The 11,133-nt window shown below is 66.7% G+C and carries 14 protein-coding genes; 13 read left to right on the top strand and 1 reads right to left on the bottom strand.

All coding sequences use genetic code 11. From position 1 onward, the window contains the following. Positions 1-113 precede the first annotated feature (113 nt). The 13 genes from cysE (at position 114) to MTBSS4_RS11740 (ending at position 10,319) form a co-directional block, all read left to right on the top strand. Positions 114-908 carry a serine O-acetyltransferase gene (cysE, locus tag MTBSS4_RS11680; protein ID WP_173983581.1) on the top strand — a complete coding sequence of 265 codons (795 nt, stop codon included), beginning with the start codon at positions 114-116 and terminating at the stop codon, positions 906-908. Further along, entirely contained in the window at positions 905-1,378 is a 474-nt protein-coding gene (locus tag MTBSS4_RS11685; protein WP_173983582.1) for an Rrf2 family transcriptional regulator, read from the top strand. The genes cysE and MTBSS4_RS11685 overlap by 4 nt, the downstream gene beginning before the upstream one ends. A 26-nt stretch (positions 1,379-1,404) precedes the next feature. Next, positions 1,405-2,538 carry a cysteine desulfurase family protein gene (locus MTBSS4_RS11690; protein ID WP_173983595.1) on the top strand — a complete coding sequence of 378 codons (1,134 nt, stop codon included), beginning with the start codon at positions 1,405-1,407 and terminating at the stop codon, positions 2,536-2,538. Positions 2,539-2,567: 29 nt separating this feature from the next. Then, positions 2,568-3,827, top strand: coding sequence for an IscS subfamily cysteine desulfurase (locus MTBSS4_RS11695; protein WP_173983583.1), 1,260 nt, complete (start codon positions 2,568-2,570; stop codon positions 3,825-3,827). An 81-nt stretch (positions 3,828-3,908) separates the two neighbouring features. Next, positions 3,909-4,289 (top strand): Fe-S cluster assembly scaffold IscU, encoded by a 381-nt coding sequence (iscU, locus tag MTBSS4_RS11700; RefSeq protein ID WP_173983584.1) that lies wholly within the window; start codon positions 3,909-3,911, stop codon positions 4,287-4,289. 37 nt (positions 4,290-4,326) lie between these two features. After that, positions 4,327-4,662 carry an iron-sulfur cluster assembly accessory protein gene (locus MTBSS4_RS11705; RefSeq protein ID WP_173983585.1) on the top strand — a complete coding sequence of 112 codons (336 nt, stop codon included), beginning with the start codon at positions 4,327-4,329 and terminating at the stop codon, positions 4,660-4,662. A gap of 27 nt (positions 4,663-4,689) precedes the next feature. Further along, positions 4,690-5,313: a Fe-S protein assembly co-chaperone HscB gene (hscB, locus tag MTBSS4_RS11710; RefSeq protein ID WP_173983586.1), complete on the top strand. Its 624-nt coding sequence runs from the start codon at positions 4,690-4,692 to the stop codon at positions 5,311-5,313. Then, positions 5,314-7,203, top strand: a complete 1,890-nt coding sequence (hscA, locus tag MTBSS4_RS11715; protein WP_173983587.1) for a Fe-S protein assembly chaperone HscA — start codon at positions 5,314-5,316, stop codon at positions 7,201-7,203. Positions 7,204-7,220: 17 nt separating this feature from the next. Beyond that, the gene (locus tag MTBSS4_RS11720) at positions 7,221-7,559 is read left to right on the top strand and encodes a ferredoxin family 2Fe-2S iron-sulfur cluster binding protein (RefSeq protein ID WP_173983588.1); all 339 of its coding nucleotides are present in this window, start codon (positions 7,221-7,223) and stop codon (positions 7,557-7,559) included. A gap of 14 nt (positions 7,560-7,573) precedes the next feature. Next, positions 7,574-7,768: a Fe-S cluster assembly protein IscX gene (gene iscX, locus MTBSS4_RS11725; RefSeq protein ID WP_173983589.1), complete on the top strand. Its 195-nt coding sequence runs from the start codon at positions 7,574-7,576 to the stop codon at positions 7,766-7,768. A gap of 28 nt (positions 7,769-7,796) precedes the next feature. Beyond that, positions 7,797-8,513, top strand: a complete 717-nt coding sequence (locus MTBSS4_RS11730; protein ID WP_254432508.1) for a DUF599 domain-containing protein — start codon at positions 7,797-7,799, stop codon at positions 8,511-8,513. Next, complete coding sequence (mnmA, locus tag MTBSS4_RS11735; RefSeq protein WP_173983590.1) at positions 8,510-9,643, top strand: tRNA 2-thiouridine(34) synthase MnmA; 1,134 nt, start codon at positions 8,510-8,512, stop codon at positions 9,641-9,643. Before MTBSS4_RS11730 ends, mnmA begins: the two co-directional genes overlap by 4 nt. Before the next feature lies 1 nt (position 9,644). Further along, the gene (locus MTBSS4_RS11740; RefSeq protein ID WP_254432509.1) at positions 9,645-10,319 is read left to right on the top strand and encodes a hypothetical protein; all 675 of its coding nucleotides are present in this window, start codon (positions 9,645-9,647) and stop codon (positions 10,317-10,319) included. 17 nt (positions 10,320-10,336) lie between these two features. Here MTBSS4_RS11740 and MTBSS4_RS11745 read toward each other — a convergent pair whose 3' ends face one another. Then, positions 10,337-10,885 (bottom strand): DUF882 domain-containing protein, encoded by a 549-nt coding sequence (locus MTBSS4_RS11745; RefSeq protein WP_173983591.1) that lies wholly within the window; start codon positions 10,883-10,885, stop codon positions 10,337-10,339. Positions 10,886-11,133 lie beyond the last annotated feature (248 nt).

The raw sequence follows: 11,133 nt of genomic DNA on the forward strand, positions 1-11,133 counted from the left end.
ACCTGCTTTGTCGGGCATCCTATATTCATTTCGATCGTACGGCACCACCGAACGGGCACCCCCCCTGACGACCGTGCCGTTTGTCGTCCGCGTACATTACCATATTGAGAGCTATGATTTTCAAGAGCCTTCAAGAAGATATCGCATCCATCCGGAATCGCGACCCCGCCGCCCACTCCTGGCTTGAGGTCGTCTTGTGCTATCCCGGGCTGCACGCGGTACTGATTCATCGCCTGTCCCGGTGGTGCTGGGCCAGGGGGTTCCGGGTTCTTGGACGCTTCATATCCCATGTGGGCAAGATTTTCACCGGTATCGAGATTCACCCCGCCGCCACCATCGGCCCCCGCTTCTTCATCGATCACGGGACCGGAGTGGTGATCGGCGAGACGGCGGTGATCGGTGCCGACGTCACTCTTTATCATGGCGTCACGCTGGGGGGAACCTCGCTGCACAAGGGCAAGCGCCATCCCACCTTGGAAGATGGCGTCATCGTCGGCTCGGGCGCCCAGGTCCTGGGGCCGATCACGGTCGGCAAGGGGGCGCGCGTCGGTGCCAACGCCGTGGTCCTGACCGATGTGCCGCCGGGGGTGACCATGGTCGGCATTCCCGCCCGCATGGTGATGCGTCGCAAGGAAACCGAGTTCTGCGCCTATGGCCTGGGGGAAGACGATCTGCCCGACCCGGTGGTGCGTGCCATCGATTCCGTGCGCGGCCAGGTCAGCGCCTTGATCGAGCGGGTCCAGGAACTGGAGACCGAACTGCACGGCCACCCCGCCGAGGCCTGCGGCCGTCTTCCCCGCATGTTCCCCTCCGCCGATCCGACCGTCCCGGCGGCTCCGGCGGCAACCAGCAATCCGGTCGACCATCCGCAGACGGCGGTGGCCAAGTCAAGGGAGATGTCATCGTGAAACTCAGCACCAAGGGTCGTTACGCCGTGATGGCCATGGTCGATCTGGCCAGCCATTCTCAGGGAAATCCGGTGGCGCTCGCCGATATCGCCGAGCGTCAGGAAATCTCGCTATCCTATCTGGAACAATTGTTCGGCAAGCTCAGGAAGGGCGGGCTGGTGAAAAGCGTCCGCGGCCCCGGCGGCGGCTATCTGCTGGCGCGGGCGCCGCAGCAGACCCGCATTTCCGACATCATCCTGGCGGTGGACGAGCCCATCCAGACCACCCGCTGCACCCCCGGCTCGCCGGCCGGATGCCACAACAACAAGGGGCGCTGCCTGACCCACGACCTGTGGGAGGAACTGGGCAACCAGATCTATCTCTATCTCAGCTCCGTCTCGCTGGCGGATGTGTGCGAGCGCCGCATTCTTGGCAGTTCGGGCATGTTCTTCGGTACTCCCGGCCCGTCCGGGGCGGTGGCGGCGCAGTAGCGGAAACGGGGGAGACCCAGGTGAGCATGGCCGCCTACCTCGACTATAACGCCGGCGCCCCGACGCGCCCCGAGGTGGCGGCGGCGGTGGCGGAGGCCCTGGCGGCGCCGGGCAATCCCTCTTCGGTCCACGGTCCCGGCCGCGCCGCCCGCCATCGCGTCGAACAGGCCCGCGCCCAGGTGGCGGCCCTGGTCGGAGCCGATCCGGCGGCGGTGGTCTTCACCTCGGGCGGAACCGAGGCCAACGCCCTGGCCCTGGCGGGAAGCGGACGCCGGCGTCGCATCGTGTCGGCTGTCGAACATCCTTCGGTCCTGGATGCCGGTCTCGCCGAGGCCATTCCCGTCGATGCCGGCGGCGTCGTCGATCTCGCCGCCCTGGCGGCGATGCTGGTCGCTTCCGATGAGCCGGCGCTGGTATCGGTGATGCTGGCCAACAACGAGACCGGGGCGATCCAGCCGGTGGCCGAGGCCGCCCGCCTCGCCCACGCCCATGGCGCCCTGCTGCATTGCGACGCCGCCCAGGCGGCGGGGAGGATCACGGTCGACCTGACGGCCCTGGGCGCCGATTTCCTGACCCTGTCCGCCCACAAGATGGGCGGCCCGGCGGGAGTGGGGGCGCTGGTCCTGGCCGACGGCGGCTTTCCCCTGGCACCGATCCTGCAAGGCGGTGGGCAGGAACGGCGGCGGCGGGCCGGCACCGAGAATGTCGCCGGCATCGCCGGCATGGGAGCCGCCGCCGGAATTGCAAGGGATGACGTTGCGCGAGGACACCCCATATCTGACCTGCGGGAAATGCGTGACCGGCTGGAGCGTCAGGCGTTAAAATCGGTATCGGAATGCGTAATTGTCTCGGGGAGTGTTTCCCGGCTGCCCAACACCACTTGCCTGGCCCTGCCGGGGCTGGCGGGGCAGACCCAGGTGATGGCGCTGGACCTGGCGGGAATCGCGGTCAGTGCCGGCGCCGCCTGCTCGTCGGGCAAGGTCGCCGACAGCCGGGTTCTCGCCGCCATGGGGCTGGCGCCGGAAATTCGCGGCTCGGCCATCCGGGTCAGCCTGGGCTGGGCCAGCCGGCCCGAGGATGTGGATGCGTTCCTGGCCGCCTGGGCCGAACTGGCCCGGCGCAAGGGGTTCGATGTCGCCGAGGCGGTGCTGGCCGCCTGAACGAAGAAGATGAAGAAGGAATGAGTTCGATGACCGCTGCTCTGTCCACCAAGGCCTGTCCGACTTTGACCCGCCCGGCGGGCGCGCCCGTCTATCTGGACTACCAGGCGACGACTCCGTGCGATCCGAGGGTGGTGGAGACCATGCTGCCCTGGTTCACCGAGAAGTTCGGCAATCCCCATTCGCGCAACCACCGCTATGGCTGGGAAGCCGAGGAGGCGGTGGAGAAGGCGCGCGAGCAGATCGCCGAACTGATCGGCGCCGACGCCAAGGAGATCATCTTCACCTCGGGCGCCACCGAATCCAACAATCTGGCGCTGAAGGGCGTGGCCCACTTCTACCGGGAAAAGAAGAACCACATCATCACCGTGGTGACCGAGCACAAATGCGTGCTCGATACCTGCCGTCATCTGGAGCAGGAGGGATTCAAGGTCACCTACCTGCCGGTCCAGGCCAACGGCCTGATCGACATGAGCGAGCTTGAGGCCGCCATCACCGACCAGACCGCCATCGTCTCGGTGATGACCGTCAACAACGAGATCGGGGTGATCCAGCCGGTGGCCGAGATCGGCGCCCTGTGCCGCAAGCGGGGCGTGTTCTTCCACACCGATTGCGCCCAGGCTGTGGGCAAGGTTCCGCTGGACGTCAACGCCATGAACATCGATCTGATGAGCATCTCGGCGCACAAGCTCTACGGCCCCAAGGGAATCGGCGCGCTGTACGTCCGCCGTCGCCCCCGCGTCAGGCTGGTGCCGATGATCAATGGCGGCGGCCAGGAGCGCGGCATGCGTTCCGGCACCCTGGCGACACCGCTCTGCGTCGGCTTCGGCGAGGCCTGCGCCATCGCCAAGGCGGAAATGGCCTCGGAATCCGAACGTCTGATGGGGCTGCGCAACCGCCTGCTGGGCGGGCTGCGGCAACGTCTTCCGGAAATCTACGTCAACGGCGACCTCGACAGCCGGGTTCCCGGCAACCTCAACATCTCGTTCGCCTTCGTCGAGGGCGAGGGCCTGATGATGGGGGTGAAGGATCTGGCGGTCTCCTCGGGTTCGGCCTGCACATCGGCCTCGCTGGAGCCGTCCTACGTGCTGCGCGCCCTGGGACTGGACGCCGAGATGGCCCACACCAGCCTGCGTTTCGGCCTGGGCCGCTTCACCACCGGCGAGGACATCGACTTCGCCATCGACCACATCGTCCAGGCGGTGGAGCACTTGCGCTCCATGAGTCCGCTGTGGGACATGCACCTGGAGGGAATCGACATCAAGTCGATCGAATGGGCCGAGCATTGAGTCCCGACACGCCTGCCCGAAACGTGCTATAGTTTAGAATAATTCCGAAGCTGTGCTTCGGCTGGTTATCTGGAGGAAGATATGGCTTACAGCGACAAGGTCATCGACCACTACGAGCATCCCCGCAATGTCGGGGCGCTGGACAAGGACGATGGATCGGTCGGAACCGGCCTGGTGGGGGCTCCCGCCTGCGGCGACGTGATGAAGTTGCAGATCAAGGTGAGTCCCGAGGGCATCATCGAGGACGCCAAGTTCAAGACCTTCGGCTGTGGGTCGGCCATCGCGTCCAGTTCGCTGGTGACCGAGTGGGTCAAGGGCAAGACCCTGGACGAGGCGGCATCCATCAAGAATACCGACATCGCCCAGGAACTGGCTTTGCCGCCGGTCAAGATTCATTGTTCGGTGCTTGCCGAGGATGCTATCAAGGCCGCCATCGCCGACTACAAGAAGAAGTCGGGCTGAGCCGGCGCGGGAAGACCCAGACGACGAGGGGAATGCTATGCCTCCTGTACCCATGACCATCACCGACGCCGCCGCCGAACGGGTCAAGGCCATGCTGGCCAAGCGCGGCAAGCCCTCGGTCGGCATTCGCATCGGCGTTCGTTCCAAGGGCTGCTCGGGCATGTCCTACACCCTGGAATACGCCGACGAACGCTCGCAGTTCGACGAGATCGTCGAGGACAAGGGCGTGATCGTGCTGATCGATCCCAAGGCGACCATGTTCATCCTGGGAACCGAGATGGACTATGTGGAGGAGAAGATGCAGTCCGGCTTCGTCTTCCGCAATCCCAACGAGAAGGGCCGGTGCGGCTGTGGCGAATCATTCCACGTCTGATCTCTTGACTGGGCCGGGGAGAGGACGATGAATGTGTCAGCTGTCGCCGCCGTGACGTCGTGCTGGTCCTGCAAGGGGCCGGTGGCGGCCCGCGCCCTGTTCTGTTCGGTGTGCGGAGCGGTGCAGGGGCCGGGGGCCATCGACCATTACACCCGCCTGGGCATGTCGCCTTCCTTCGATGTCGACCTGGACGAGTTGCAGCGCCAGTATTTCGGGTTCCAGCGCCGCCTGCATCCCGACCGCTTCGCCGCCAAGTCGGGCAAGGAGAAGGCGCTGTCGCAGTTGCAGGCCACCGCGCTGAACGAGGCCTACGAGACCCTGAAGGACCCGCTGAAGCGCGCCGCCTACCTGCTGGGCCTGCGCGGCCATCCGGTGGACCTGACCGCTTGCGGCACCATCAACGACCGTGAATTGCTGATGGAGCAGATGGAGAAGCGCGAAGCCCTGGCCGAGGCAACCACGCCGGAGCAGGTGGCCAAGCTGGCCATGGGCAACGAATCCGAGGTCATCGCCTGCCAGTGCCATATCTCGGCGGCGTTCAACGCCGGCAATCTGGACGAGGCCGCCCACCTCACCATCCGCCTGAAATATCTGGTCAAGCTGGCCGAGGAGGCCAGGGCCAAGAAGTCCCGAGTGATAAGGACCCCCTGAATGCTGTTTCAGTTGCACGAACCCGGCGAGACTCCGGCGCCCCACGAATCCGAGCGTGGTCTGGCGGTGGGCATCGATCTCGGCACCACCAATTCGGTGGTGGCCCTGGCCCGCGATGGCGCGGCCGAGGTTCTGCGCGACCGTGACGGCGGCGGGCTGGTTCCATCGGTGGTGCATTACGCCGATGACGGCGCCGTCGTCGTCGGCCAGGATGCGCGGCGGATGCTGCTGGAGCAGCCCGATCATGTGGTCAGTTCGGTCAAGCGCCTGATGGGGCGCGGCACCGAAGATCTGAAGACCCTGGCCGGCACCTTGCCGTTCAAGCTGGATGTGGCCGCCGACGGCGGCATGGTCCGTCTGGCGGTGGCGGGGCGCACCCTGACGCCGGTCGAGGTCTCGGCCGATATCCTGCGGGCCCTGCGAATCCGTGCCGAGCTGGCCCAGGGCAAGAGCGTCGACCGCGCCGTCATCACCGTTCCGGCCTATTTCGACGACGGCGCCCGCACCGCCACCAAGGATGCCGCCCGGCTGGCCGGGCTGGAGGTGCTGCGGCTGGTCAACGAGCCGACCGCCGCCGCCCTGGCCTATGGCCTCGACAATTCGTCCGAGGGGCTTTACGCCGTGTTCGACCTGGGCGGGGGCACCTTCGACGTCTCGATCCTGCGCATGGAAAAGGGCGTGTTCCAGGTCAGGGCCACCGGCGGCGATTCCGCCCTGGGCGGCGATGACATCGACCATGCCATCGCCGAGCATTTCCTGGCCGAGCGTGCCGCCATCCATGGCGAGGTCGCCATCACCGAGGGCGAGGCCAAGCAGGCGCTGGCCGCGGCCCGCGTCGCCAAGGAATGCCTGTCCGGCCGCCAGGATGGGGAATGGGTGATCGAGGTGGACGGCAAGCCGTCGCGCCACGCCCTGACCCGCGACCGGATGGAGGAACTGGCCGCTCCCTGGATCGACCGCACCGCCGCCATCTGCCGCGCCGTGATCGAGGATGCCGGCATCGAGGTCGCCGACATCCAGGGCGTGGTGCTGGTGGGCGGCTCGACCCGGATGCCGCTGGTCCGGCGCAAGGTGAAGGAGATCTTCGGCCGCGAGCCGCTGTCCGACATCAATCCGGACGAGGTGGTGGCGGTTGGGGCTGCGTTGCAGGCCGAGGCGCTGACCGTCGGGTCCGACACCTTGCTGCTGGACGTGACGCCGCTCAGCCTGGGCATCGAGACCATGGGCAACATCGTCGAGAAGGTGATTCCCCGCAACACCCCGATACCGGTGGCGATGGCGCAGGAATTCACCACCTATCAGGACGGCCAGACCGCCATGTCGATCCATGTGGTCCAGGGTGAGCGCGAGATGGTCGACCAGTGCCGGTCGCTGGCGCGCTTCGTGCTGCGCGGCATTCCCAATATGGCCGCCGGCGCGGCCCGCATCCGGGTGACCTTCACGGTCGACGCCGATGGTCTGCTGACCGTCTCGGCCAGCGAGGCCACCACCGGAGTGGAGCAGCAGGTGGCGGTGAAGCCGTCCTATGGCCTGACCGAGGACGAAATGGCTGCCATGCTGCGGGATTCGCTGGTCCATGCCAAGGACGACATGACCAGCCGCCTGTTCGCCGAGACGGTGGTGGAGGCGCGCCGTTCGGTTCTGGCGGTCCAGGCGGCGCTGAAAGTCGATTCAGACCTCTTGTCGGATGCCGAGCGACAGGATATCGATGTCGCCATTCTTCGGGTCGATCAGGCAATCGCCTCGAACGACCGCGACGCCGTCACCGCCGCGATGGAGTCCCTGGAGGCCGCCACCAAGATCTTCGCCGAACGGCGGATGGATCGCGGCATCCGGAGCGCCCTGGCCGGCATGACGGTGGAAAAGCTCGACGACGCCCTCGGCGAATAGACAGGATAGATCAGACCATGCCCAAGATGACGTTCATCGCGCCGGATGGAACCCGCAAGGAAGTCGACGCCGCCGAAGGCCTGTCGGTCCTGGAGGTCGCCCATCGCAACAAGATCGAGCTGGAAGGCGCCTGCGAGGGCTCGCTGGCCTGCTCGACCTGTCATGTGGTGGTGGCCAGGGAATGGTACGACAAGCTGTCGCCGGCCACCGACGACGAGGAGGATATGCTGGACCTCGCCTTCGGCCTGACCGCCACCTCGCGGCTGGGTTGCCAGATCATCATGAGCAAGGATCTCGACGGGTTGGTGGTCACCCTGCCGGCCGCCACCCGCAACATGATGGTGGACAAGAAATAGCGGAGGTCTCCGCCATGAAGTGGACCGACACGCAAGATATCGCTATCGCGCTGGAGGATGCCCACCCCCAGGTGGACAACGTCAACCTGCGTTATACCGATCTGCATCGCTGGGTCTGTGAACTGGCGGGATTCAGCGATGATCCCGCCAAATCCAGCGAGAAGATCCTGGAGGCCATCCAGATGGCCTGGATCGACGAACGGGAGTGAACTGCTCCGTCTCGAAGGATGAGGCGTGATGGAAGCCGCCCGAATGATATCGTTCCCGCTGCTGCCGGCCGCCGACCTGATCGCCTTCGCCACCTTCATGGCGCTGTGGGTCGGCTATACCGTGTTCGCCGACCGCCGGACCCTGCGCGGCCAGTCGCTGCTGGCGGCGACCGGGCGGCATCGCCGCACCTGGATGCGCGGCCTGTGCGACCGTGACGCCCGTGTCGCCGACAGCGCCCTGCTGGGCAACCTGATGCGCAGCGTGTCGTTCTTCGCCTCGGCCAGCATCCTTATCATCGGCGGTCTGCTGGCGCTGCTGGGAGCCGGCGAGCGCGCCTATGCGGTGGTCCGGGACCTGCCGCTGGTGGACGCCTCGGGACACGGCGTGTTCCAGGCCAAGGTGATGCTTCTGACCGTGGTGTTCGTTTATGCCTTCTTCCAGATCACCTGGTCGTTGCGCCAGTTCAATTATTCCTGCGTCCTGCTGGGGGCGGCGCCCAATCCCGACGCCTCCGACGCGGTGAAGGACCGGTTCGCCGAGCATGCTGCCCGCCTCAACGCCCTGGCGGCCGACAGCTTCAACCGCGGCCTGCGCGGCTATTACTTCGCCCTGGCGATGATGAGCTGGTTCCTTCATCCCGGCCTGTTCGTGCTGACCAGCGGCGTGGTGGTGGCGGTGCTGTATCGCCGCGAGTTCCATTCCAAGACCCTGAAAGCGCTGAACGCGGCGCTGCCGCCGCCATGACCAACACGCTGGGCATCGACAAGCCGGCCGCCGCCACCCGCGTGGTGGTGGCCATGTCGGGCGGGGTGGATTCCTCGGCCACGGCGGCGCTGTTGAAGGAACAGGGCTTCGACGTGGTGGGGGTGACGCTTCAGCTCTACGACGTGGGCGAGGCCGCCTGCCGCCCCAACACCTGCTGTGCCGGCAAGGACATCCATGACGCCCGCGCCGTCGCCGATGCTCTGGGCATTCCCCATTACGTGCTGGATTTTGAAAGCGTGTTCCGCCGCGACGTCATCGAGGGCTTCGCCCGCTCCTACGTGGCCGGCGAGACGCCGATTCCCTGCGTGCTGTGCAATCAGACGGTCAAGTTCCGCGACCTGCTGGGGGTGGCCCGCGACCTGGGGGCCGATGCCCTGGCCACCGGTCATTACGTCCGCCGCCGCATGGGGGACGAGGGGGCCGAATTACTGAGGGGGGCCGATCCGGCCCGCGACCAGAGCTATTTCCTGTTCGCCACCACGCGGCAGCAACTGGATTTCCTGCGCTTTCCCCTCGGCGGCATGCTGAGCAAGGACGAGACCCGCGCCATCGCCGCCCGTCATCGCCTGCCGGTGGCGGGCAAGCGCGACAGCCAGGACATCTGCTTTGTCCCCGATGGCGATTACGCCGCCCTGGTGAGCGGGCTGCATCCCGATTCGGCCCAGCCGGGCGAGATCGTCGACGCTTCCGGGCAGGTGCTGGGCCGGCATCCCGGCATCATCCACTACACCATCGGCCAGCGGAAGGGCCTGGGGCTGGGCGGTGGCCCGCCACTCTACGTCCTGGCGCTGGACGTAGCCGGACGTCGGGTCGTCGTCGGCCCCAGGGATGCGCTGAACCGCGCCCGCGTCATGGTCCGCGACGTCAACTGGCTGGGCGGGCCGGAAACCGAACTGAGGGTCGAGGTGCGGGTGCGGTCCACCCGGCCGCCGGCTCCGGCCCTGCTGCGCCGCTTGGCGGACGACCGGGCCGAGGTGACCCTGGATCGGCCGGAACAAGGAATCGCCCCCGGCCAAGCCTGCGTGTTCTACCAGGGTGAACGGGTGCTGGGCGGTGGCTGGATCGTCTCGTCGCATGCCGATGCGGCCGTGTCGCGCGAAGGGGACTGATATGCGTCTGCTGTCCGTCATGGCGGCCCTGGCCTTGCTAACGGTTGTCGCGGCGAAGCCGGCGGCGGCCGTGGAATCGGCTATCGAACTGCTGGACGCTCCGGTGTCCTATACCGCCGATTTCACCCTGACCGGCCCACGCGGCACCTATCGCGGCAAGGTCTGGCATGCCAAGGGACGGGAACGGCGCGAGGTGGCGACCAGTGGTGGCGGCCAGGGCGTCCTGATTCAGCGCGATACCGGGAACGCCTATCTGCTGGGTCTGTCGGGACGGTGGTATGTGGGGCTTTCGCTGGCGGCGGCCGGCGCTTTCGCCGGCGGTCTGGACGGCTGGACGGTGACGCGAACCAAGGTTGGCGACGAGATCGTCGGCGGTATCCGCGCCACCCGCTGGAAGGCGCGGGCCGACGGCCCCAAGGGTGGATTCTCGGGTCACGTCTGGACCAGCCGCGACGGCATCGTCGTCAAGGCGGCGGGAACCATCGACAAGGCCAGCGGCGATGATCAGGCGGTGGAGATGGTGCTGTCGGGATTGAAGGTGGGTAGCGTCGACGCGCGGCTGCTGGAACTGCCGCAGGGCTGGTTCGGCCTGGATTTGCGCAAGCTGCCGGCCGAGCGCGTCGCCCAGGCCATCGAGGCGGCGAAACCGCTGCTGGAGGGGAATGGCGGGCGGTAGGCCCCCGCCTTCGGACCTTACCAGCTGCGGACGCGTCCCGTATCCACATGCACGAAATTGGATGCCGGGTAGATTCCGACGCCGCCGGCCCGCAGCGACCGGGCGGCGCAGCCGACATTGCGGACGGAATGGCCGGGCAGGCGGATGTCCACGGCCCGGCCTTCGGTGTGCAGGCTGTGGGTGGCGACGCCATCGCTGTAGGAGGCCAGCATGGCGTTGGTCGCCGGCGAACGGTAGCCGCTGATGATGTGAATCGGTCCCTTGGCTCCCAGCTTGATCTGCACCGAGGTCATCAGGTCGAGCAGGCGGGGGTCGATGGGGTGGACCTGACCGTTGCGGTGGTCGCGCAGCACGCGGCTGATCTCGGCGATGGTCTTGGCCTGATAGCCGCCCTTGGCCCAATAAACGGCCCTGATGGACTCGCCAGTGTGGGTGTTGAGGAGGTGGACATGGCGTTCGGGCAGCCGCCGCACGGCGGCCTCGGCCGAATTGGGCACGATCAGGGCGGCGGCGGCGCCGAGACCCATGGTCAGAAAGCCGCGACGGCTCGTGGCCTGCTCGTCCATTCCCCCTCCCTGGTCAGCCTCGGTGTCGCCCAAGGCTCTCCCCCTCGGGTGGAGACCTTAATACCATCGCCGGGCGGGCGGGAGTCAACTACCTCGTGAGGGTAGGTCGGGGCTTTGGAGCAATGGCTGGCGGGATGGTTTTCGTCCGACCGGTCCATGTGTCCCTCGCCATCCCTCAGTTTTCGCTTGCCTGAATGAATCCCCGTGTGATTCAAGGAGTCCGCCCTTGGTTGAGGCGGAGGTGGTGG

This window comes from Magnetospirillum sp. SS-4 (assembly GCF_902729425.1).
Lineage (GTDB): Bacteria > Pseudomonadota > Alphaproteobacteria > Rhodospirillales > Magnetospirillaceae > Phaeospirillum.

Bases quoted from the DNA above. Each gene is read 5' to 3' on its own strand.
- cysE (WP_173983581.1), top strand. From the start codon at position 114: ATGATTTTCAAGAGCCTTCAAGAAGATATCGCATCCATCCGGAATCGC.
- MTBSS4_RS11690 (WP_173983595.1), top strand. From the start codon at position 1,405: ATGGCCGCCTACCTCGACTATAACGCCGGCGCCCCGACGCGCCCCGAG.
- MTBSS4_RS11695 (WP_173983583.1), top strand. From the start codon at position 2,568: ATGACCGCTGCTCTGTCCACCAAGGCCTGTCCGACTTTGACCCGCCCG.
- iscU (WP_173983584.1), top strand. From the start codon at position 3,909: ATGGCTTACAGCGACAAGGTCATCGACCACTACGAGCATCCCCGCAAT.
- MTBSS4_RS11705 (WP_173983585.1), top strand. From the start codon at position 4,327: ATGCCTCCTGTACCCATGACCATCACCGACGCCGCCGCCGAACGGGTC.
- hscB (WP_173983586.1), top strand. From the start codon at position 4,690: ATGAATGTGTCAGCTGTCGCCGCCGTGACGTCGTGCTGGTCCTGCAAG.
- hscA (WP_173983587.1), top strand. From the start codon at position 5,314: ATGCTGTTTCAGTTGCACGAACCCGGCGAGACTCCGGCGCCCCACGAA.
- MTBSS4_RS11720 (WP_173983588.1), top strand. From the start codon at position 7,221: ATGCCCAAGATGACGTTCATCGCGCCGGATGGAACCCGCAAGGAAGTC.
- iscX (WP_173983589.1), top strand. From the start codon at position 7,574: ATGAAGTGGACCGACACGCAAGATATCGCTATCGCGCTGGAGGATGCC.
- MTBSS4_RS11730 (WP_254432508.1), top strand. From the start codon at position 7,797: ATGGAAGCCGCCCGAATGATATCGTTCCCGCTGCTGCCGGCCGCCGAC.
- mnmA (WP_173983590.1), top strand. From the start codon at position 8,510: ATGACCAACACGCTGGGCATCGACAAGCCGGCCGCCGCCACCCGCGTG.
- MTBSS4_RS11740 (WP_254432509.1), top strand. From the start codon at position 9,645: ATGCGTCTGCTGTCCGTCATGGCGGCCCTGGCCTTGCTAACGGTTGTC.
- MTBSS4_RS11745 (WP_173983591.1), bottom strand. From the start codon at position 10,885: ATGGACGAGCAGGCCACGAGCCGTCGCGGCTTTCTGACCATGGGTCTC.